This window comes from Endozoicomonas sp. (genome assembly GCF_051008435.1).
GTDB lineage: Bacteria > Pseudomonadota > Gammaproteobacteria > Pseudomonadales > Endozoicomonadaceae > Endozoicomonas_A.
Map to the genome: position 1 here is coordinate 1 of NZ_JBPCXO010000417.1, position 23,701 is coordinate 23,701.

A 23,701-nucleotide genomic window follows, 5' to 3' on the forward strand; every position below is an offset into this window, starting at 1 on the left:
TCTTCGCTCATGGCTGTTCTTCGCTCATGGCTGTTCTTCGCTCATGGCTGTTCTTCGCTCATGGCTGTTCTTCGCTCATGGCTGTTCTTCGCTCATGGCTGTTCTTCGCTCATGGCTGTTCTTCAACAAGATCAGGGGGCGTAAAACACCTCAACATCATCATCGTCGTCGTCATCATCCTTAGCCGCTTTTTCAGCTTTCTTGGCCAGACGATACTGCTTTCTCTCTTCTGCCAGTTCACGCATGCGGCCACGAGCTTCTTCTTCAAGCTTCTGACGAACTTCGGTTTCCTGAGCCGCCATTTCAGCATCTTCGCTCTCTTGAAGATTACGCTCCTCGATATAGGTCATCAGATCCTGAGCCAGCTTCTCCGTACCCTGCGAGGAAATGGCAGAGACCTGATAAACAGGACCTTCCCACTCTAATTCGGAGACAACCCGGTCACAGACTTCTTTCTGCTGATCCTCCGGCAACAAGTCGAGCTTGTTCAAAACCAGCCAGCGCTCGCGCTCGGCCAAAGCCGGGCTGAAACTCTTCAGCTCATCCACAATCGCATTTGCCACCTGTACAGGATCGCTCTCATCAAACGGCGCCACATCGACCAAATGAAGGAGTACACGACAGCGAGAGAGGTGTTTCAGGAAGCGAATCCCCAAACCTGCACCCTCGGCAGCCCCTTCAATCAGACCTGGAATATCAGCAATAACAAAGCTGCGATGCTTCTCCACACTCACTACACCCAGATTAGGCACCAGGGTAGTGAAGGGATAATCAGCTACTTTTGGTTTGGCGTGGGACACAGAGCGGATAAAGGTGGATTTGCCCGCATTAGGCATACCCAGCAGACCTACGTCTGCAATCACCTTAAGCTCCAGTCTGAGCGCTCGTTCTTCACCCAGAGAGCCTTTAGTGGTCTGCCTGGGCGCGCGATTCACACTGGATTTAAATCGGGTATTACCCAGACCGTGCCAACCACCGTGAGCCACCAGCAATTTCTGACCCACATGAGTCAGATCACCAATCACCTCTTCGGTTTCGTCATCCACCACTGTTGTACCAACGGGTACAGGCAATTCCAGATCCTGTCCCTTGGCACCGGAGCAGTTACGGCCACGACCCGACTCACCACTCTCAGCCTGATAGTTACGCTGATAGCGATAATCCACCAGCGTATTCAAGTCGTTCTCGGCAACCACATAAATGCTGCCACCGTCACCACCATCGCCACCGTCAGGACCACCTTTGGCAACGTACTTTTCACGCCTGAAACTCAGGCAGCCATTGCCACCCTTGCCAGCCTGAACCTTGATGGTGGCTTCATCGACAAACTTCATTCAAAACCTCCCGCAGCAATGGCTCCAAACGGCCAATGCCTGCAGATAAATACTTATTTCAATGCCTGCAGCGAATGAAAGTACTTATCTCCAGACACTCAACCTCAGGAGTCTACACCACTCAAATCACTTTACGCATATACAAGAAAGCCCCGCCAAAAAGCGGGGCTTTCCCATGGTGCCACCCCCAGTAAGGGGCTGACACCTGAAGTACTGTTACGCAGCTTCGATGCGAACGTACTTGCGCTTCTGAGGACCTTTAACCTCAAAAACAACCTTGCCGTTAGCCTTGGCGAACAGGGTATGATCCTTGCCAATACCAACGTTTTCACCAGCGTGGAACTTAGTGCCACGCTGACGAACCAGGATGTTACCTGCGTTTACTACCTGACCGCCGAAACGCTTAACGCCAAGGCGTTTACTTTCTGAATCGCGACCGTTACGAGTAGAACCACCAGCTTTTTTGTGAGCCATGCTGCTCTCCTTTTAGCTCAGTCTGACAGCCGGCTACCACACCAGATGCAGACCTTAGAAGTATTCAACGGACCGTTTCCAGTCCATCAGCTATGCCTTTTAAAAAGGACTAATAATTAACCAGCGATGCTGGTAATTTTCAGCTCAGTGAACCACTGACGATGGCCCATCTGCTTACGGTGGTGCTTACGGCGCTTGAACTTGATGATCTTGATCTTTGGACCACGACCATGAGCTACAACTTCAGCAGTAACTTTGGCACCTTCAACAACAGGAGCGCCAATTTTAACGTCTTCACCGTTAGCTACCAGCAGAACGTCGCTAATGTCCAGGTTCTCACCTGCAGCTACGTCCAGTTTTTCAACCTTGAGGGTTGTGCCTTCAGCAACACGGTACTGCTTGCCGCCAGTTTTGATAACTGCGTACATATTAATCTCCGAAAATCCTAAATAGCCTTTTTGTCAAAGGCATCCGGCGAGATCGAGGTTTATTCAAAAGAATGGAACCAAGGTACTCAGACCGGAATTTTCAATACTATCTACGTCTATCTGATCATCACTTCCAGATGGGCTGCGCCGCATAAGCTTTTGGTCAAACTCTGAGTCAGAGCCCAAAAACATGACAAAATGGACCGCCGCCCGGATTCTCAGCCAGATTGTTAGACAGGGGCGCAAATATTAAGGAATTGCAACCCTTCTGGCAAGCCCGTTTTTACTATGCTCTGCCCCATTGCGTTAACTCACTAAAGATACGGTTATGAATGACTATTATCCGAGAAACCTCAACGGGATATCCGACAGGCCCTCGCGGTTCTTGTGGCCCGATGGCAGCCAGCTGTTAATTAATCTGGTACTAAATTACGAAGAAGGCAGTGAAAGAAACATTCTGGACGGTGATCCGGCGTCTGAAAACTACCTGTCTGGCTTTACGGCCCTACCTTCCCTGACCGGTGAACGTCATTATTCCAGTGAGAGCCTCTTCAATTACGGCTCCCGTTCAGGTTGCTGGCGACTGCTGAGGATATTCCAGACCTTCAATGTACCTATTACTGTTTTTGCTTGTGGCCAGGCTCTGGAACGAAACCCTGCTTTTGCGAAAGCGCTGGGAGAAAGCCCCCATGAAGTAGCTGGCCACGGTTATCGCTGGATCGATTACCGGGCCTTCAGAACAGAAGATGAGGCTGTTGATATGAGCCGATGCCTGCAAAGTATTGAGACACTGACAGGCAAGAAAGCCTCAGGCTGGTACACGGGACGTAAAAGTATCAACACACGGAGATTAGTAATAGAAGCAGGGCTTCTCTATGACAGTGATGACTATTCCGGCGATTACCCCTGGTGGCTTTCTGTCAAAGAAAACAAACATCTGGTGATTCCTTATACCCTGATAAACAATGATTGCCTTTATGGGACCAGCCCGGGCTGGAGCTCACCCGTCCATTTCCTTGATCACCTCAAAGCCACCTTTGACAGCCTTTATCATGAGGAGAGTGGTTTATCTCGAATCATGTCGGTAGGGCTGCATAGCAGAATCTCGGGACACCCCGGCCGCAGCGAGGCCATTCGTCTGTTTATCGAATACGCCCTGGCACACTCCAAAGCCAGGTTCATTACGAGAGAAGAGCTTGCGCTGCAATGGCTAAGACAGTGCCCAGTCAATCTCCAACGGGCAGAAACGGCCGGCTAACACTATTCTTTCTGCATCTGATTGAGTGATCGAGCGCCAAGTGCCTATGAAACACCGTCTTGAAATCATTACCTTGAATCAAGAAGAAACCCGGATCATGTTTGACTGGGCCAGGCAGGAAGGCTGGAATCCCGGCCTGCAGGACGCCTCAACACTCTATAAAGCCGCTCATGGACATGGAGCGCTGCTGGGTATCAAACAGGACAACAAACTGGTTGGAGTATCGGCTGTATTCAACCACAGTCACCTCTTTGCTTACTTTGGACTGTATATTGTTCATCCGGATTTCAGGGAACAGGGGCTGGGGTTTGAAATGACTCGTCATCGCCTGCATCTTGCTGGCCAGAGAAACATTGCTCTGGATGGGGTAATCGACGAGTGCCCGACTTATAGAAGAACCGGTTTTCGCATGGCCCACAAAACACCCCGTTTCTGCTTTCAGACTCTACAAGCTCACCCTGGCGGGAACCTTACGGCTCTTAAGGACATTACTCTGATAGAGTTGCTGGATTACGAACAACAGGGCCTTTTCCCCTGTCGCCGCAAGGCCTACCTGAAAGCATGGCTCACCCAGAAAGATGCGATAGGTTACTGTTCGATGGATGATAATACCGTACAGGGTTACGGCGTCATGCGACCTTGCATAGAAGGCTACAAGATAGGCCCATTGTTTGCTGATACTCCTGACATTGCCAGAGACATACTCCAGGCATTACTGGCAGAAACCAGAGGCGCTTCGGCGTATTGCGATATACCAGAGCCTAATGAAAAGGGCTTGCAACTTTTTGAATCTCTGGGGGGACAAAAAACCGACTTTGAAACCATAAGAATGTACAACGGCTACGAACCGGACCTGGACTACTCCAGAATCTTTGGTCAGACATCACTGGAAGCCGGGTAGTATTGAGCTCCAAAGACTTTTATCTGCCCGATAACATTTATAGGATCATTACTGTTTATTCACCCGGAAAACTCATAGAGCCGATTTGATCTGGGTGAGAACTGTGAAAGATCGGTCATGTCTGCTTTCTGGCATGGACGAAAATAAACGTCATTCGCTCGTCGGCTTCTTGCTAGCACTTTTTCAGCATACGACGCTATAAATCTAAACAGTATCCAGACAAAGTCTTTTACTCACCTGCCGGCCATCTCGCCTCAGTCTAAGCTTGTCTGATACTGGCCAAATTTGCATGCGAGAACTAACCTTTTTGTTCGAGCCAACAAGCGATAGGTTCAGCTGCTTATCGCTCAGGGCGGGAAACCCCATCCACCCTGGTAAAGCCCATTAGCCACTCTGAAGAAGTCCAGACTGAACAATGCAAGGCCCACTGTCTGAAGAGCATTTTGATGCCTACCTCACTCCATTGTCGGAAGAGGCTCCCGCCGGCGAGTATCTCAAAGGCAATAAGGCACTCTATCGCTCGCTTCGCAATGCTTACAACATTGCCCAGACCAGCTTTCATAAGCTGTCCATGAATCCTGACCCTCAGGAGCTGGATGACCTGAAGTTGATCAACAGCGAAAACTGGCAGGCGCTCGAAGAACTGCTGCTGGACTGCCTGAAAAATCACTCCCGGGACCTGGAATGCATGTCCTGGCTGGCTATTGCCCAGATGTTTAGCAGCACACCTTATGCCAGGCTGAATACGACCCTGAAGCTGGTCGACCAGTCCCTGAAAGCCTTTTGGCCTCAGATCCAACCCTGGCTTCCAGACAACAAGTTACAAACTGAAAATCCGGAAAATGAACGTGCAGAGCATCATCACAAGATCCTGCAAAGGTTACTGGGGGAATCAGACACCACCTGCCCACTGATTCCACCGCTGTGTATGTTACCCCTGGTTGGCGACATCGATTTCTCCAGATATCAGAGAGAGCGGTCCAGCCTTCCTGAGCTAAGAGAAATGGCGGTTTCTGCACTAAGCAGTGAAAGAACTTCTGTTGTTGAGAAAATAAAAGACATTCTTCAAGTGTCTAAAACACTGGATGAGCTGGACAAGACTCTGGAGACACTTCTTAAACCCTACTCCATCCCTGCTCCCGGCAGTGAATACCTCAGAAAACAGTTGGACAACAACCTCTCAGCTCTTAAAGATTTGGTTGGCGATACCATTACTCCTTGGCCTTCCATACAGTCAGAAGCCCCTCATGCGCATGCTCTTCCAACCATCAGCAGCACGGGTGATGAACCAGAAGTTGAGAATCCCACATCTGCGAAGCCAGCTGAGCAAACGACATCTATATTTCAGTTCAATGAAAAAGGCTTTAACCGGGATCAGGCTTTTCATCAGCTCAGAATGCTGGCTGATTTTTTTCAACAAACCGAACCCCAAAGCCCTGTGTCGTACATTCTGGAAAAAGCCATTCGCTGGGGCTATACCCCCCTACCACAGCTGATGAACGAACTCCTTCAGGGTAATGACCAGTTTCTGAGCCGAATTACCGAGCTGACTGGAATGAACCAGATAGAGAAAGCCTTGATCCCCGGTATACCTGCACCGGAGCATTTCAAAGCACCGGCATCAGTAACGACCCAACCGGATATTCCACCTCCGGAGGCACCCCGGGAGGCACCCCGGGAGGCACCTCAGGAGGCACCTCAGGAGAGCCTGCAGGAACCCGTCATCAGCAATGAAAACAGAGTGGAGTCTGACAAAACCGTGGACTCAACTGATAGCCAGAATACCAGCACCTCACCCGTCAACATTGCAGGTCTGGACATCAGTAACCTGAATGATCTGAGCTGAACCACAGATATTCAGACAATCCGGCCGACTGGCACCTGGAAATATCAGGACCTGAGGCAACCCTGTTAAGCGACACGTTTTTAGTGATAACGCGAGTAGTCAGAGGTTTTTGGATATGGCCAATATGTACATGAAGCTGGGCGAAGCCCAGAGCAAAGGTGATGCAACCGCCGAGTATTCCGGGGGTGACAATGTCGGAGGTAAAGGCTGGTTTGCCATTCGCTCATTCAGCTGGGGAGCCACCCGGGCCGTAACAATGGACATTGGTAACGGCATGAACCGGGATTCAGGCATGATCGCCATGAACGAGATCACTGTCAGCAAAGAGCTCGATGGCTCCTCTGAAAACATTCTGTCCCACCTTTATGTACCCGGCGATGAAGGCGACACGATCGATATTATTGTCACCAAACCAGACCGCTCAGGTCAGGGCGCACAGGTGTATCTTCAGCTGCAGCTCACCCACGGCAGAATTGTGAATTACAGCCTCAGTGCCTCCGATGGGGCAACCCCCTTCGAGAGTCTCGCCATTGCCTACAGCAAGGTCAAGGTCAAACACTGGAATGAAGGTGAAGGCGGCAAACTTGAACCCGGTGGTGATGTCACATACGACCTGCCAACTGGTAAAGCCGAATCTCACTCCAATAAAGGGTAACCCCTCTCATTGAAAGGTTAATGACTTATGGCCTTGAATACGCAGCACAAACGAGTCAGCAAGAATCGGGTAAGCATTACCTATGACGTGGAAACCAATGGCTCTCTGGAAAAACGGGAACTGCCTTTTGTTACCGGGGTAATTGGAGAGTTTTCCGGGGACAAGCCAGAGGAAGAAAAAGAGAACGTTGATTTTCGCAAGTTTGTCGACATCAACAAGGACAACTTTGACACGGTCATGACCACCATTGATCCGCAGTTAAAGCTGAAAGTGGATAACCGACTGAGTGATGACAATACCGAATTTGCTGTCGACCTGAAGTTCCAGTCAATCAGGGATTTCGATCCCGCCAACTTGGTAGAACAGATTGAACCCCTGCAGAAACTCCTGAAAGTCAGAAATCAGCTCAGGGAATTACTGGCCCAGGCAGACCGCTCCAGAGACCTGGAGAAACTGTTGAAAGAGGTTTTGCAAAGCACCGATGCCCTGGCAGGCTTATCCGATGAACTGGGTATTAAACCCGAACAGCCCCAGGACGGAGACAAGCCTGAATCCGGGGAGGGTTCATGATGAATACTGAAGCAAAAAGTGAATCCGCTCAGGAAACCGAACAGACGGAAGAAACCCTCAGCATTCTGGATCGTGCCATCGAAGCCACACATCAGGTCACGCCTGACACCACCAAAGAGCTCCTTGGTACGCTGACAGAACAGGCTATGTCAGGCACAGTGACCTGGAGCAAAAACCTTACCAGCACCATCGACAAGGCAGTGAAATCCCTTGATCAGACGTTGTCTGCCCAGCTGGCCGAGATCCTGCACGATGAAAAGTTCCAGAAGCTGGAAGGATCCTGGCGGGGACTTAACAAGCTGGTGCGTAACAGCGAGTTGGGACCACTGCTAAAAATCAAGATGCTGGATATTAACAAGGATGAGTTAATGGATCAGTTTGAAGACGCTCCTGCAGTGGACAGAAGCCGCCTTTTCAATATGATCTATCAGCACGAGTTTGGTACTGCAGGGGGGGAACCTTATGGCGTACTGCTGGGAGATTACTCTTTCAGCCATAGCGACGAAGATATGGCCCTGCTTCGATACATCGGTGAGGTAGCGGCAGCGTCTCACACTCCCTTCGTGGCTGCAGCGGCCCCTACCTCTCTGGGCATTGACGACTTTCAAACGCTGAACGAAGGCAAACCGGTGGCTCCGGGATTTTCTTCACCCGCCTATGCCAGCTGGAATGCTTTCAGGGATAGCGATGATGCCCGATATGTTGCCCTGACCATGCCAAGAACCCTGTCACGCCAGCCCTATGGTCAAGCCTCCAGTCCAGTCAAAGCTTTTGATTTTGAAGAATTTGAACTGTCTGCAGATGGTCAGAGGCGCCCTCAAAAAGGCACTGACAGCTTTACCTGGAGCAATGCTGCATACGACATGGGGTTGTTGATGCATAACGCCTTTACTGCCTTTGGCTGGTGTACTGCCATCAGGGGGCTGGAGAACGGAGGCAAAGTCGAAAATCTCCCTTCTTACACCTATAAGTCCGCAGCAGGCGACCTGATTCAGCAATGTCCCACCGAAGTGAATCTGACCGATGAACGGGAAAAGGAATTGTCAGATCTGGGTTACCTGCCTCTGGTCCACTATAAAAACTCAAACTTCGGTGTATTTATGGGGGCTCAAACCATGCAGCGCCCGAAAGAGTATGTGGATCCCGAAGCCACAGCCAACGCCGCTATTTCGGCGCGTCTTCCCTATATCATGGCCAGCTCTCGTATTGCTCACTATCTCAAAGTGATGGGCAGGGATAAAATCGGTTCTGCCATGGATCCGGTGGATGTTGAAAAGGATCTGACCAGCTGGATCAGCCTCTACACCAACCCCAACGCTGTGGGTAATGAAGCAAGAGCCAAAACGCCTTTGCGGGAGGCCAAGGTGATGGTCCAGGAACAGGCGGGCAGACCCGGTTGTTACTCAGCAGTGGCCTGGTTGAGACCCTGGCTGCAGATGGAAGAACTGACTACATCACTGAGAATGGTTGCAGATATTCCTGGCTGATGAACGATCTTTACAGCGAAGCTCTGATTCAGAAGCTGGTCGCAGCCATTGATGAAATGATCCAGCTGCAGCTGAGTCTGATCATACAACACCCTCGCTTCAAGGAGCTTGAATCCCTGTGGCAAGGATTGCTGCATTTAATGGCTTGCAGTCAACCATCACCGGCCACCAAAATCCGCATTCTGGATATGAGCTGGGCAGAGCTTTCGGATGATCTGAATCTGAGCAGCAGTTTCCAGACATCTCAGCTGTACCGTCTGATCAATCAGCAGGAGCTGAATACACTTGGGGGTCACCCCTATGGCTTGCTGGTCGTGGATCATTATGTCTCTCTTTCGTCCAGCGACACATCAGACCATGATGAAATTTATACACTGCAATTACTCTCCGAACTGGGGCAGTCGTCCCTGTGTCCGGTCATTCTGGCTCTTTCTCCCGACTTTCTGTTGACCCGGGACCAGGACGTCTGGAGCAATCCTCAACGAGTTTCCCACATTCTGGACAGTGATGACTTTAACGACTGGAGACGTTTGCGAAACCTGCCTTCCAGTCGCTTTCTTGGCCTGACACTGCCCCAGTTCTTAGCACGCGAACCATGGAAGCATTGTTATCAGGGTATTTGTTTTGACGAAATCCCTACCGAAGATCCAACCAGCCATCATTTATGGGGCAGCAGTGCCTTCGCCCTGGCTGGCAATATTGTCAGTGAGTTCAATCGCATTCACTGGTTTGGTTTTCTGAGAGTCGCCTGCGATGGTGGAGCGGTGATAAACGACCCCCAAAACAAATTGGTAGCAAGAATCAAACTGACCGACCAACTGGGAGAATTCTTCAGTGAAAAAGGCTTTATCCCCATGGAAACCTGTTATCTCGGGCAAGAGCTGGCTTTTTTCAATAACCGTTCCATCTTCAAACCTGCCAACAACAGGGATGACCAGAAAATTACCAGTATGATTCAAACGACATTAATCGGTTGTCGCTTTGGACACTACCTGAAGGTTCTCATCAGGGAGCATATTGGCAGCTATGACAGTGCTGAAGCCTGTGAACGACAGCTCAACGCGTGGCTCCAGGAATATACCTCCAATGTTGACCAGGGTAACGACCAGATTCTGGCCCGATACCCTCTCAGGCACTCCAAGGCCGAAATTACCGGTGACAGAAATCTGGGAATTTACAGCTGTGTCGTTTATATCCAGCCCCAGTATCAATTTGACTTTATCCGAACCGATATCGTGCTCAAAACGGACGCCAGTGAACTGGTGGACATCATCTTATGAGTCTGGATCTGCTTGCCAATCTGCTTCTGGAAGAACCTTCAGGAGACGATATTAATGATCTGCGGGACGCCATCAGCAGGAATATCAAAATTCTACTGGAAACACGTAAGAGCCTGTTCATCATTCCTGACGAATACCCCGAAACAGCCGCATCCAATTTCGATCACGGACTGGATGTCTGGAATATGAGTCATAGTCTTTTTCATGGAAACCGGCTGGCCAGATCCCTTGGCGACCTCATTCTCAGGTACGAACCAAGGCTGAAAGACGTCGCCATTGAACTGTTGTCAAAAAGCCAGGAAGACAACTGCCTTCACTTCAGGATTGAAGGTGTTTTCACTCTAGAGCACAAAGACGGCATTGAAACCGGAACGATGACGTTTCAATCAGCCATCAATCTGACCTCACACAGCCTGTCCTTCAAGGAGGATCCCTTTGACTGAGTCGATTCTGCCCTGGTATGAACGCGAACTGGACTTTCTCCGCAGCCAGGTTTATCGCCTGAGCCGCGAGCACCCCTTTCTGGCCAAACGGCTGGGCATTCGCAATGAGGGGGTAGATGATCCACACATGCTGCGACTGATCGATTCTTTCGCTTTGTGTAATGCGCGTCTGGCAAGACAGCTGTCAGAAGAGTCGACTCAGATATCCAATAATCTCCTGCAAGTCATTTTCCCGTTGGCTCTACAGCCCCTGCCATCAGCCAGTATGATCCGTATAAGGCCTTCTGAATCCATAGCTGAAGTTATGTCATTGCCCTACGGTACACGCTTTAGAATGATGAACAGTGACGAAACTTTCTGTCAGTTCAGAACAACCGCTGAATTGCAGCTCTGTCCTTTTGATATAACGGCCAACAGTCTTCTGTTCCCGCCCTTTTCCCTGCCTCTGAAAAAAATACCGAAAGAAGCTTCTGCCGTGCTGAAGCTGGATCTTCAAATGTTGGACCCTTCTCGTACATTCAACACGTTGCCAACATTTGACAGCCTTAACGTTCACTTGCAGGGCATTCTCAAAGATCATGCAAAAATCTATGACTGTATTGCCCGCCACCGCTGCGGCATCCAACTGGTTGATGATCAGGGTCAGTCCTGCGAGCTTCCCCTGAGCAGCATCATCCCAATTGGCTTCGATCAGAATGACCGGATGCTGACTAGAGATAATACCAGCTATGTCGATTTCCAGATCATTATGGAATTTCTGTGCTGGCCCGAGTTTTTCAATGGTTTTCGAATAACCAATCCGGGCAGTGCTTTCCAACAGTTCGACGGCAACTCTCTGCATCTGCTGATCTTTCTGAAAGACATTTCTGACTCTGCTGACCAGATGATGAAGTATGTCAGGCTGCTGCTGGGCTGCGCACCGGTCATCAACCTCTTTGAACAAGTCGCAGAACCGGTAGTGGTGGATCATACACAGCTGGACTATCCCCTGGTGCCGGACAGCCAAAGCAGCAATACCATTGAAATTCAGTCGGTTAAAAGGGTGCTGGACATTACGGAGGATACTCCAAAAGTGCTCCCTCCTTTGTACGGGCTACACCATAATGAGCCTCACTGTGAACGTTTCTGGCTTTACACCCCCAGAGATCAGGAGTACGAAGAAACCGGTCGGTTGACGATTATTGCGCCCCAGTTGAAGCTGGAAAAGAATGAAACCATGGTTCTCTCCCCTCTGCTGCTGTGCAGCAATGGTGATCAACCACTGAAGCTGCCCAATAACCCGGATATTGAATGCCTGGATAATTTCAGTCTGCCCAATCCGGTTAAAATTCTGACTCGTCCCACGGCCCCTGTCAGACGCAGTTTCAACATCAGGGACCGCCTGAATCTGTTGACTCACTTAAGCAGAAATTTTGAATCCATTTTAAATTATGCCCAGCTCAAAAGACCCCTGAGAAGCTTGTTCACACTGTATAACCTGAGGCAAAACCCGATCAGTAACACCTGGCTGGAATCCATTACCACACTGGCTGCCAAGCCCACCGTTTCCAGCCTTCTGATTGAAGGGCGCCCCTGCTTTTCTTCCGGCCTTGAAGTCACGTTTGTCCTGGATCAGTCAAAGCTGACCAATGTCTCCATCATGATGTTCGTTAATTTTCTGGATTATCTGGCCAACGCCATGTCGGGCGACCAGACTTTTCTGCAACTGGTTGTAAAGTTTGAAGGCCAGACCGGAGAGTATTATCGATGTACACGCCATCATGGCTTTCAGATCAGTCGCTGAAGCAGAGCCTGACCCAAACCCCTGAACGCTGGCAATACACTCAGGCAATCAGGGTGCTTTCACTCACCGGGCAACCCTGCTTTAGTCTGGCGCCCCCTTCGTACCAGTTTCCAGGTCGTGAGCTGGCACAGATCGTCCAGACAAAAGAGGGATGGCGCCTGGACAGTTATCTGCCGTCCCTGTTTGGCTTTTACAGCGTCATACCCTATTACCTTCAAGACATCGAACAGCATCAACGAACCAACCTCGATAAAACCGATATCTACAGCTTTTTCTCTCTGCTGAACCACAGAACATTAACCATGGCGGCGGATGTCAAAACACGCTCCAACCTGGGGCTGAGGTATGAACAGCGACAAATCACAGGGCACACACTGGTTAATACACTACTGGCAATATCAGGAACCCCGGAGCTGCTTAATCTGCAGAATACGGAAGGAAGCTGCCTGATTCGATACAATGCAACGCTTGGCAGAACCGCGAAAGACATGAAGAAGTTTGCTGCCATTCTAAGTGATTATTTTTCCATCAAGGTCACAGCCCATCGTCCCAAACTTGAAAGACAAAAACTGTCGTCCGACTGCCTGACTCGTTTGAGAACATCGCCCTCTGAAGAAGAACAGCATTTAATATGCCTGGGTAAGGCAGCACCTCTGGGTCAGTATTGTTTTCTTCCCAGAGTTAAGGCCAGGCTGGAAATCGAAATCAACAATCCGGAAGAGTTTCAGGCAGTCTATGGCGACCACACACTGATTCCTGCCATGCATGAACTATCAGCCCGATACTTTGGCGGCAGCCGATCGGTCTGTCTGACGGTTCGCTGCCCAAGACGATTACTTCAGGCTCCCCGTATTTCATCACATCCCTCTCTGGCCACTGTCAGACTGAATCGATACAGCTGCCTTTGCCCGGAACTTCATCCCGACCAGTACGTTGTCGTCGCTCTGCCAGAGGTCTGCCCCAATGAAACAGCTTGACCTGAAAAAACTGATCAGCCTGCTCAGTAGCGAACTCAGACAGGGCCTTGAGGAAGCCGCCGCCCTGTGTGTCAGAAAAAAGCACCGATCGATAGAAATCGATCACTGGCTGCTTCCGCTGTTCCAGTTCCCGGGCGAGTCCATGCAAACGCTCATCAGGACGTTTGGCATCTCTCCCGAGCGCATCATTGAAGACATTGAAACCCGAATGATATCTCAGGGAAGCGCCGAGGTTGATACCCCCAACCTGTCAGCCGAGACTGTCACGCTGATCCAGGACGCCTGGTTGCTGTCGTCGGTCAATTTTAATGAAGCCCTTATTCTGCCATCACACCTGATGCTTGCTCTTATGGATAGAGACAGTCTGGGACTGAGTCATGCACAGCCGGGAGAAGAGCTTCAGAAGGTTTCAAAGGAAAGTCTGAAATCGCTGGCTGCCAGTGAAACATCTGAACACCCTGAAAAAAGACCCCACAAAGCTGAACAGAAAGCGGGAACAGCAGCCCTCGATCAGTACACCAGCAGCATGACGGAAGATGCTCGCAAGAATCCTGCTGAGATTGTTGGCAGGGACCAGGAAATACGACAAATACTCGATATTCTCTGTCGCCGACGACAGAACAATCCCATTCTGGTTGGAGACCCCGGAGTGGGCAAGACAGCCGTGGTTGAAGGATTTGCACAGCAGGTGGTTGAAGGCAAAGTACCTGAACAGCTCAAAGGCATTGAAATCAGAAATCTGGACCTGGGTCTTCTGCAGGCGGGTGCCAGTATCAAGGGGGAGTTTGAAAGCCGCCTCAAGGACGTCATCACGGAAGTAAAGCAGTCCCCCCACCCCGTTATTGTTTTTATTGACGAAGCTCACACCTTGATTGGAGCAGGCGGTACCGCTGGACAGAATGACGCTGCCAACCTGTTGAAGCCAGCTCTTGCCCGGGGTGAATTCAGAACCATTGCAGCCACCACCTGGGCTGAGTATAAAAAGTTCTTTGAGAAAGATGCCGCCCTGACCCGAAGGTTTCAGCCTGTAAAAATTGCTGAGCCAGATGAACGAACCGCCACCCAGATGACACGTCAGGTTGCCCGGGTTCTTGAGCAGCATCACGGCGTCAGGGTTCATGACGAAGCCGTATCGGATGCCGTGAAACTTTCTGTCCGCTACCTCCCTGAACGACAATTGCCTGACAAATCGATCAGTTTGCTGGACACAGCCTGCTCCAGAGTCAGCCTGTCACAAAACACTACCCCGGCAGAATTACAAAAGCTCGAAGAGCAACAGCAGTTCCTTCAGTCTGAACTGACCGAATTAAAACGGGATCAGGGGCTGGGTGCCGACTTGTCAGAGCGTATTGATGAATTGGAGCAGGCATTATTGGACAACCAAGAAACCTCTGTACAGCTGCATGAACGCTGGCATAAAGAAAAAGAACTGGCCTGCAAACTTTATGACATGGAACGGGCCATCGATCAGCCTGAACCGGAAAGCGAGACAGACTCATCAGAAAGCTCCAAGCCTGCTTCAACCGAAGTAATTCGTGAGCTGACCCGATCACTGGCAGAAGTACAGGGAGAAAACCCCATGGTTCTGGCCAGGGTGGACGCCAACTGTGTGGCCACTGTCATCGCCGACTGGACCGGAATTCCTGCAGGAAAAGTGTTGAAAGACGACATACAACGCCTGCTGGATCTTGAGGAAAACCTGCATCAACGAGTCATTGGTCAAAATCGGGCTGTGACAGCCATCAGCCAGAATATTCGCACCGGCCGAGCCGGTCTGTCTGATCCCAGACGCCCCATTGGTGTCTTTCTGATGTGTGGCCCTTCCGGGGTAGGTAAAACAGAAACAGCACTGGCTATTGCTGATCAACTCTATGGCGGTGAGCAAAATCTCACGGTCATCAACATGACTGAATTCAAGGAAGAACATAAGGTCTCCATGTTACTGGGAGCACCGGCTGGCTATGTAGGGTATGGCGAGGGTGGTGTATTGACCGAGGCGATCAGACGCAGTCCTTTCTCGGTATTGCTGCTGGATGAAATGGAAAAAGCTCACCCGGGCGTTCACGATATCTTTTATCAGGTTTTCGATAAAGGTCGGATTACAGACAGTGAAGGCAGGGAAATCGATTTTCGAAACACCATCATTATCATGACGACAAATGCCGCTGACAGTGTCCTCTGTGATCTGGCTGCAGATCAGGATTTAGAAAAACAGCCCGCAGAATCCTTTATGCCACAAGTCCACAATGAACTTCTGCACTTTTTCAAACCCGCTTTTCTTGGGCGAGTCACAGTCGTGCCCTACTTTCCACTGGAAGATCCGGATATGGAAAAGATTTGTCGTCTTTCTCTGACGCGCCTTGGCAACAACCTCAAAGAACAATACGGAGCTACACTGTCTGTGGATGATGAGGTTGTGAAGCAACTGGTGGCCTGGAATGTGACACCGGAATCCGGTGCCAGAGCCATTGAACAGCAAATCAATCGTAAACTTCTGCCCAGTCTGGCAACAGAGTGTCTGTCCATGATGGCAGTGAATGAAAAGGTCCGTTCTGTTCATATCGCAATGGATGGTCAGAACCTTCGTTATTTCCTGAACGAGTCCTGCTGACATGAGGTTTTCCGAAGCAATCAAGCTAGGTCCCAATCGAACTCTACTGAGTATCAACGATTCTGAATATGAGCAGCTGGTTGACAGCTGGACCCGAGAGATGGGCGCCACAAAACTGTTTGGCTATCGTAAGTCCACCCGGGTTGAGCACTGGCAGGAGGCGGTTGATACGGTTTACACCCGACTGGAAAAAGAACTGCAAAGCAGTAACCCGCAGAAAATCATGTCTCACCCTAAATGGACTCTGCTGGTCGGTGGGGCCAAAAGAAACTTCCCGGAACATATCGCAATCTTTCAGCCATCCCCTACTGAGCAAACCCGGGTCAAACGCATGGTGAAAAACACTCTGGTCACCCGTGTCGTTTCCAACAAAGTTGATCTGCTCGACATCATCAAAGCAGATAAAGACAGCTCCGTTGTGACGATTGGTGATCTCGCCGTTTCCCGGCTTCGTTACGAGTTGCTTGCGGCCAGTGCCGACAGATCTGTGGATGCCTATTTAAAAGAGTCTGATACAGACTGGAGCGTCTGGTATGACTGGCAAGAAACCAAAGCGCAATGGTATGAGGGTAATGTCCGTTCCGAAGCCGAGGCCAGCCGAAAGTTGACTGGATTCAAAAACGGGATAACCAAAGCCAGTGCAGAAGGCAGTGCCTCTTACGGCGGTTCTGCTGCTGCGGGGCTCAAGCTTGACAAAGAATACGAAAAAGGCGGACTCAGGCAAACACTCAAAGGGAATCTTCAGACTTCAGCCAGCTTGAATGCCAATGCTAATGCTGAAGCCAGACTGGCAGAATTGGCCGCCAGTGCAGAGGCGGGGCTGGAGGCAGACGCCCACCTCAGAGCCGATATAGACTACGAGCTGACCTACTCCTGCAAGGTTAAAGGTGAGCATTTACGCCGTATTCTCGGGCCTGAATTTGATCTTGTTAAAGCCCATGCTTCCGGGGTGGCAACCGCTGATGCCACGGCCAGTGGTACAGCAAAAGCGTCTGCCCGCCTTTTCAGTTCTGACAGCAATGTAGAAGCTGAAAATGATCTGCAGGACGCTTCAGCCAAAACAGAAGTATCCAAAAGTGACACTCTTATCCGGGGTGTCAAAGTCGATCTGGAAGGTGAAGCCACTCTAGCGGTCAAAATGAGTGGTAATGCCAGTGTGACGGTGGGTCAGGCTGCAGAGGTGGAGTTAACCGGGGATCTTTTCGCAGGTGCCAAAGGCAGTGGCAACGTGAACTTCTTCATCAATGGCCGGGGCGTGGGCATGGATCTGGGGGCAGAATTCTTTGCCGGCTTTGAAGTTTCCAGTGAACAGACCATCCGACTGATTCACCCCAGCCGCAGGGTCAATATTTTCTCAATGACGGCCAAAGAGTCCTTTCAGGCAGGATTTGGTGCAGCCGCAAAACTCGCAGCCAAAGCCACTGTCGATGAAGTCAAATTTGATACCAAAGCGTCAGCCGCCATGGCCATAGGTTCCAGCATCAGCGCTTCAGGTATTGTCTCACCAAGAGGCATCGCCCTGGTCGGATATGACGCACTGGCGGTTCCCGCTATACACGCTCTCTCCTATGAAATGCAGAAACATTATCCCAGTACTTACCTGACTCAACGTTTTGTGTCGTTCAGTCAATACCTGAACCGACAGGCGTCCAAGTCCGAACTTAACCAGGTCTATATGGACTGCAGAACACGGATGCTCAGTCTGCTGGCTACCCTCGATAATGAAGCGGACTCTGTGCAAAGAAGGGTTGCCCGAACACCGGGCTTTAACGGCTATGGTGAAGTGATGTCCGTAGACGAAATCAATAAAGTGGAAGGTTTTGCCGGTAACTCTCAAAGCAAATATTTCGAGTACGCTACTGAGGAGATCAAACTCTCCAGTGGTGAAGTGCTGCAGTCCGTTACCAGTAAGGGCGATCGGTTTGAGCAGGTCATTACCGATGACAAATCTGCACTATTGAAGGCTGCAAAAGATTACGCTGGTCAGAAAAAAGTCATGCAGAGTGGGGAGTGTATTGCCTTTGAAGTCATCAAAAAAGATTACAAGTCGGGGCGGATAAGCTATTGAGGTACTCTATAAAAAATGTCAGCGGACATAGCAACTCTATCACACAAGCAGTATCGGCTTTTCTTGTCTTCAACACTTTTCGGTCAGACCTCTAGAAAACCCATAGCTAGATTGAGTAATCTATAGGCCTTACAGCTTTTACCCTGAACAATCGAGAACCGCGCTTTACCTGATCTATAAACGACCAAGGTAAGCTCTCCGGGCGGTAGTAGGGGAGCAACAACCTTGGCTCTATCTAGTGATGTATTTCTAGCATGAAAGACCTCTCTGAGTATTAACCCAAGGCTCAAAATCTGCCCCTTCATTTTCTTAAATGTGGGTTCAGAAAACATATAAATTGGGTGTAGGGCAATCAGTGTCATATTGGCTCTAAAGTAAAATATCTAGAAAGGCCTGGCATTAACCAAGGCTAAGGGATCAGATGAAAATAGATCACGTCAAACTGTCCGGGTTTAGAAACTTCAACAATGCCCGGATCAATTTTTCAAAGAATACTTTAGTCATAGGTGGCAACGATGTGGGCAAAACCAACCTGATGCATGCGCTGCGTATGTTGTTGGATAAAAGCCTGTCGGAGTTGGATATTGAGCCTACTGAGCTGGACTTCCATATTGCTCCAGATGGACAGCAGTCTGAGACGTTCGAGATCACTATAGCTTTTTCAGATGTGCAGAAAGATGCTGTGCTGTCAGTTCTCAAAGGACATGTCAGCGATGAAAATCATACCTTCTTCCGGTATGTAGGCCAGCGCAATGACCTTAGCTACACGCTTTATGTGGGCTATTCTCTTGATGATCTGGAAGAAGTCAGCAGCCGATTTTACCTCAAACATCTGAGCCTGAAGTACATCCACTCTCAGCGGGATTTGCAGAAGTTTATCCAACGGGAAAAACGTCATCTGCTGAAAATTTCTCAGGAAGACCTGGAAAAGGAACAAAAAACTCAGGATGTTGACCGACTGGCAGGTATTGGCCACTCGCTGAATCATATCAATAGTGAAGTCAGTCAACTTAACTATGTGGCTAACGCTACATCTCAGGTTAACCAAGAGCTGCAAAGCCTTGCCCATCATCATTCCGATTACACAGTTCATCTGGACTCTGGAGCTATTCAGGTAAATCAGTTCATCGACAAATTGGAGCTTGGAGCTAACACCAATGGTTCACAGGTTATGCTCGGTGGGGATGGGCGGAATAACCAGATTTTGCTAGCGCTTTGGAAGGCTAAAAGTGTCCGGGAGCATGACCTGAACAGTGAAGTAGTTTTCTACTGTGTGGAAGAACCTGAAGCACATTTGCATCCACATCAGCAACGCAAGCTGGCAAGGTACTTGACTGATGAGCTGCCGGGTCAGTCCATCATCACATCGCATTCCCCTCAGATCACGGGGAAATACAAGCCAGACTCCATCATCAGGTTGCTGAACTCAACAGGTGCCACAAGAGCTGCCAATGAAGGTTGTTCAGACTGTATCAGCGGTGCTTGGGATGATATGGGTTACAGAATCAGTATTTTACCTGCTGAGGCTTTCTTTTCCAGTTCCGTTTTGCTCGTGGAAGGGCCTTCGGAAATGCTGTTTTATACAACATTGGCAGACAAGCTTAGTATTGACTTGGACTACCTCAACATCTCTATTCTGTCTGTAGATGGTGTGCAATTCGAGGTATACACGAAGATACTTGACGCCATGGAAATTCCTTGGGCGATGCGGACTGATAATGATGTTTCTAAGGTTAAGAACCACCCTGGAAGAATGCGTTGCGCAGGAATGAATCGATGCCTCAGAGCAGCTGGAGTATTTGCTCCTGGTTCAGTTAACGCGCCAGAGGGGCAAGATCTGTACTATGAAGAACCAAGCTTAACTTCCCAGATTCTAGTAGACAGGGGCTGCTGGTTTGAAATATCCAAAGCAGTTAATCCTAGAGGAATCTTTCTAGCTAAGAAAGATTTAGAAAACGATCTTGCTCTGGAGCTTTCAGCCCAGATTTGTGAATTCGCAAATAAGCCCGGTGATATAGATGCTGCAGTCAAGTACCTTCAAGGGCAAAAAGCTGTAAGGATGAGAAGGTTTCTCACTGAATATAGTACAGCATTAAGTAACATCGCAGCCGGCGAGCTGGCAAAGCCATTATTTTATTGCTGGGAACAGGTAACAGGGGCGTGAGTCATGGCTGATTATATACCAACAGCTGAGCAGCAGGCCGCAATAGAGCATGAAGGGAATATGGTTATCACAGCCTGCCCTGGCAGTGGTAAAACGACCGTCGTTGTTGAAAAAATCAGAAGAAAGCTACCAGAACTTCGGCCGTACCATGGGGTGATCGGCATAACCTTTACCGTCAAAGCCAGTGAAGAACTCAAGTTCAGATGTAAGAAGGATGCTTTTGATGCCAAGCAGAGTTTTTTCGGGACTATAGACAGCTTTTGCCTGAAAGAAATCATACTGCCTTTCGTGAGCAGGCTCTGGGGACAAGCCGACCTAGTTTTAAACCCTGTTTTCTTTAAAGATCTAGCCCCGCCAGAGAAGGAGGCATTGGCTGATTTTGGGAAAAAGGGCGTTGAAACGAGTCGCTATGATGAAGTTGAGCCGATGCTCATACGACTATACGAGAGTGGTCGCATTCTAACGAGCTCAACAAGCCTGATCGCCTGTCATATCATCGAGAACTCATTGGCCTGTCGAAGGTACCTGACAGCCAAGTATGACACTATCTTTATTGATGAATACCAGGACTCTTCAGAACCTCAGCATCAGTTGTTTAAAAAGCTGGTTTCGATAGGGATGACCGGGGTTGCTGTTGGCGATGAAGATCAGTCGATATACGGTTTTCGAGGTGGCAGCAAAGATTTTATTGAAGAGCTTCAGGCCAACGGGGAGTTTCGGTCATTTCAAATCCTGACAAACCACCGCTGCCATCCTTCAATTTCAAATTATGCCAGAAGGCTCTATAACCCAACGTGTGAACTCCAACCCGCAGAAGATAGCAGGATTTTCAGGGGTACATATAGCGGTAATCAGGTTGATCTAGCCAGGAAAATATCAGAATGGATGCCTAGGGTGAGAGAACGTTTTAGCGTTAGCTATAACTCAGACGTAGCTGTACTCGTAAGGGGTAATGCGAGCCTTGACTGGGTATCACAAGGTCTGAGTGTTCCCCACCGGGTTGTGAAGGATAGTCCACTGACTGACATTGGAGGCCAGCACGCAAGACTGTGTATTGATCTTCTGAAATTTCGCTTTGATGGCTGCATAACGGTAGAGAGTATTCTGACGGGAAACTTGAGACTGAAGATGCCCAGAAGAGAAACAAGTTCTCTGAGGCATGCGATAAGAAGGGTTAAAACCTGTCTGCCGGAGCTGCTTATTGATGCTTTAGCTGAGGCCTGTGATGCCATCCTTTCAGAGCAGATACCAGTAACTATTATACAGGCCCTGACTCAAATAGAAGGCAGCAATGATCAGCTGGAATTGTTCAAACCAGTAAACACAAATGAAATTCAGGTTATGACTCTCCACAAGTCAAAAGGGCTTGAGTTTGATGTCGTATTTCATTTGGATCTATATGAGTGGACCTTCCCATTCAGGCTGTTTCAATCAGATTATAATGCCCTCCCTGTATATCCCACTTGGGATCAAGAGCTAAATCTACACTATGTAGGCATTACCAGAGCCAAAAAAGCATGTTTTCTGCTCACATCGGGCAGTAGGCTTAACAGTGATGGTCAAGTTAAGAATGGAGAGCCATCAAAGTTTCTAGGGTTATCTGCTCTCTCTGGACTTTACAGCAATTTGAACACAGGTAGTTGAATTTACAGAGCATCAGAGAACATCGTATTTTCATCACGATCTTAGTCAGTAGCGTATATTCCCAAAGCTCTGGAAGGTCAAACCATTCTAGCCTTCAGAGCGAATATTAAAGCGACGAACTTATTGCGCGCTTTTGTTCTTGATGGTGGCTTTGAATTGGATGGTGATAAGAACAAAAAACACTAGAAAAGGTTGGTAAAAGCCCTTAATATATTAAGATTGAGCAGTAAATCAAAATACAACCGATAGGGCAAAGGGGGCTGAGAGCTTGTCGCGACGTATCCAGATAGAGGAAATAGTAGGTGAGTTGATCCGCTGCAGTGTTGGGCGTTTTAGTCGGATAGAGTGTATTAGTTCAGACCTGATCTGTATCTATTCCGCCGCTCAGTAAAATAATTTCAAGATTCAGGGCCTGCCCCTGCATGCGCATTTATTCTGTAGGCAGGAATATCAGCCCTTGAAGATTACTGCCCTGAACTTTCTTGATAAATTTATTTGAGCAGTAGCTGTATAGAGTCCTGTCAAAGCTGGTTTTGAAGATTGAAGAGCTGATAGCGCTTTCAATAAAACCTAGCTTTTTGACTCCCATGTAGATTCCATCCTGAATATCCTGCTCACTGAGTTCCTGATTAATTGCATTATCATCAATCAGATACAGTGTATTAAAGGCAAAATACCTTTTCCCTTCGCAATTCACAGGAAGGAATTCACCATACGGAGCCAGGTCATTTTCCAGGCACTGAAAGGCCTTCTCATTCAGTATCAGGTTTCCATAAAGCCAGGTGGTAATATCCGGTATCTTAGGAGCATCTGAATTACCTGAGTAGTTTTCACTTGGGTAGAATTCTGCGTCTGGTTGAACCCAGTCACTCAACCTAGATTGAGCTTTGAATCTTGGGTCATAAGTTGGCATTTTACTGAATAGTTCGACATTGGAGATATTAAAGCTCCAATAGTTTTCAAAGTCATTAGTGATTCTGAAAAAGCTCACTTTATCTTACTCCAGGCATCATATTCAGCTTCATGTATTTCCTGTAGCAGCAATTCATTCTTGATGTTTCCATGGAGAATTTGAGCTCTCACTGTTTTGAAGATTGCTTCTACATTCTCGAAAGATTCCACGACCATCAACATATTAAAAATCCACTCGTAATACTTCTCCCTGTGAATACGTGTATGAGGGATAGCGTTAGGATAGATAGTAGGTCTTGCATCTTTCTTGGTTTTGGGCATCCAGCAGCCATTAGAAGGGTCATCAATACGCATCTTGATATCATCCTGGGCCATTACAGCCCTTGCTGGCGTAGCCTCCTTATGATCTCCGGATACTATATGATGGGCTTCCCAACGAGGACCAGGTCTTTGCATGCCGACTGCTCGCATAAACTCGCCGAGTAGCGAGGAACTGTGGCTTTCAGCCTGAAGAAAAAGTTTATCTCTCTTGGCGGCTTCACCACGAAATTTTTCCAGCTTTGCCATAAGTCTTGCTTTTTTGGCTGCTGAAAATTTTCTTTCTATCCGATTAAAAACTTCATGATCTGCATCAGAGATAGACTCTGACTTTACTTTTTCGAGGAAGGCAGGGGTTGCATAGTGCTTTTCGAGACTCATCTCCACTCCTTTGTTGAGATACTTCTTATCTCAATAAATCCATATACAAATCAGTCACTGGAAGAGGTCATCGCAACTATACTCTATTTTTCGACAGGTGTGGTACATGAAGTCCAAATGGTTTCATGGGGGTCAGGCATCCTCAGCGGCTTTGGCACGCAGGCCAA

The 23,701-nt window shown here is 48.8% G+C and carries 19 protein-coding genes; 14 read left to right on the top strand and 5 right to left on the bottom strand.

The genetic code is table 11. The annotated features are described in order from the left end of the window. Positions 1–131: 131 nt before the first annotated feature. The 3 genes from cgtA to rplU form a co-directional block, all read right to left on the bottom strand. Positions 132–1,334, bottom strand: coding sequence for an Obg family GTPase CgtA (cgtA, locus tag ACR2PX_RS21005; protein ID WP_434001315.1), 1,203 nt, complete (start codon positions 1,332–1,334; stop codon positions 132–134). Between the two features lie 216 nt (positions 1,335–1,550). Further along, a complete protein-coding gene (rpmA, locus tag ACR2PX_RS21010) occupies positions 1,551–1,808 on the bottom strand; it encodes a 50S ribosomal protein L27 (protein WP_034841213.1) in 258 nt (85 codons plus the stop codon). Between the two features lie 116 nt (positions 1,809–1,924). Next, positions 1,925–2,236, bottom strand: coding sequence for a 50S ribosomal protein L21 (gene rplU, locus ACR2PX_RS21015; protein ID WP_434001316.1), 312 nt, complete (start codon positions 2,234–2,236; stop codon positions 1,925–1,927). 328 nt (positions 2,237–2,564) lie between these two features. Between rplU and ACR2PX_RS21020 the strand changes: the two genes are divergently transcribed. From ACR2PX_RS21020 to ACR2PX_RS21085, 14 genes are all read left to right on the top strand, one after another. Further along, complete coding sequence (locus ACR2PX_RS21020) at positions 2,565–3,494, top strand: polysaccharide deacetylase family protein (protein ID WP_434001317.1); 930 nt, start codon at positions 2,565–2,567, stop codon at positions 3,492–3,494. A 25-nt stretch (positions 3,495–3,519) separates the two neighbouring features. Beyond that, complete coding sequence (locus tag ACR2PX_RS21025; protein WP_434001318.1) at positions 3,520–4,395, top strand: GNAT family N-acetyltransferase; 876 nt, start codon at positions 3,520–3,522, stop codon at positions 4,393–4,395. Positions 4,396–4,810: 415 nt separating this feature from the next. Next, complete coding sequence (locus ACR2PX_RS21030) at positions 4,811–6,241, top strand: ImpA family type VI secretion system protein (RefSeq protein WP_434001319.1); 1,431 nt, start codon at positions 4,811–4,813, stop codon at positions 6,239–6,241. Between the two features lie 115 nt (positions 6,242–6,356). Beyond that, positions 6,357–6,896 (top strand): Hcp family type VI secretion system effector, encoded by a 540-nt coding sequence (locus ACR2PX_RS21035; protein ID WP_434001320.1) that lies wholly within the window; start codon positions 6,357–6,359, stop codon positions 6,894–6,896. 27 nt (positions 6,897–6,923) lie between these two features. Next, complete coding sequence (gene tssB, locus ACR2PX_RS21040; protein WP_434001321.1) at positions 6,924–7,466, top strand: type VI secretion system contractile sheath small subunit; 543 nt, start codon at positions 6,924–6,926, stop codon at positions 7,464–7,466. Then, entirely contained in the window at positions 7,466–8,953 is a 1,488-nt protein-coding gene (gene tssC / locus ACR2PX_RS21045; protein ID WP_434001336.1) for a type VI secretion system contractile sheath large subunit, read from the top strand. The genes tssB and tssC overlap by 1 nt, the downstream gene beginning before the upstream one ends. Beyond that, entirely contained in the window at positions 8,953–10,233 is a 1,281-nt protein-coding gene (locus tag ACR2PX_RS21050; protein WP_434001322.1) for a type VI secretion system contractile sheath domain-containing protein, read from the top strand. The genes tssC and ACR2PX_RS21050 overlap by 1 nt, the downstream gene beginning before the upstream one ends. Then, positions 10,230–10,676 (top strand): GPW/gp25 family protein, encoded by a 447-nt coding sequence (locus ACR2PX_RS21055; protein WP_434001323.1) that lies wholly within the window; start codon positions 10,230–10,232, stop codon positions 10,674–10,676. The genes ACR2PX_RS21050 and ACR2PX_RS21055 overlap by 4 nt, the downstream gene beginning before the upstream one ends. Continuing rightward, positions 10,669–12,459 carry a type VI secretion system baseplate subunit TssF gene (gene tssF / locus ACR2PX_RS21060; protein ID WP_434001324.1) on the top strand — a complete coding sequence of 597 codons (1,791 nt, stop codon included), beginning with the start codon at positions 10,669–10,671 and terminating at the stop codon, positions 12,457–12,459. The genes ACR2PX_RS21055 and tssF overlap by 8 nt, the downstream gene beginning before the upstream one ends. Beyond that, a complete protein-coding gene (locus ACR2PX_RS21065) occupies positions 12,423–13,436 on the top strand; it encodes a type VI secretion system baseplate subunit TssG (RefSeq protein WP_434001325.1) in 1,014 nt (337 codons plus the stop codon). Before tssF ends, ACR2PX_RS21065 begins: the two co-directional genes overlap by 37 nt. Beyond that, on the top strand, positions 13,423–16,047 hold the full coding sequence (tssH, locus tag ACR2PX_RS21070; RefSeq protein WP_434001326.1) for a type VI secretion system ATPase TssH: 2,625 nt from the start codon (positions 13,423–13,425) through the stop codon (positions 16,045–16,047). The genes ACR2PX_RS21065 and tssH overlap by 14 nt, the downstream gene beginning before the upstream one ends. Position 16,048: 1 nt before the next feature. Beyond that, positions 16,049–18,115, top strand: a complete 2,067-nt coding sequence (locus ACR2PX_RS21075) for a hypothetical protein (protein ID WP_434001327.1) — start codon at positions 16,049–16,051, stop codon at positions 18,113–18,115. 421 nt (positions 18,116–18,536) lie between these two features. Next, positions 18,537–20,279 (top strand): ATP-dependent nuclease, encoded by a 1,743-nt coding sequence (locus ACR2PX_RS21080; RefSeq protein WP_434001328.1) that lies wholly within the window; start codon positions 18,537–18,539, stop codon positions 20,277–20,279. Between the two features lie 3 nt (positions 20,280–20,282). Then, entirely contained in the window at positions 20,283–21,923 is a 1,641-nt protein-coding gene (locus ACR2PX_RS21085) for a UvrD-helicase domain-containing protein (RefSeq protein WP_434001329.1), read from the top strand. A 430-nt stretch (positions 21,924–22,353) separates the two neighbouring features. Here ACR2PX_RS21085 and ACR2PX_RS21090 read toward each other — a convergent pair whose 3' ends face one another. Then, positions 22,354–22,914, bottom strand: coding sequence for a hypothetical protein (locus ACR2PX_RS21090; protein WP_434001330.1), 561 nt, complete (start codon positions 22,912–22,914; stop codon positions 22,354–22,356). Continuing rightward, the gene (locus ACR2PX_RS21095) at positions 22,911–23,534 is read right to left on the bottom strand and encodes an AHH domain-containing protein (RefSeq protein ID WP_434001331.1); all 624 of its coding nucleotides are present in this window, start codon (positions 23,532–23,534) and stop codon (positions 22,911–22,913) included. The genes ACR2PX_RS21090 and ACR2PX_RS21095 overlap by 4 nt, the downstream gene beginning before the upstream one ends. Positions 23,535–23,701 lie beyond the last annotated feature (167 nt).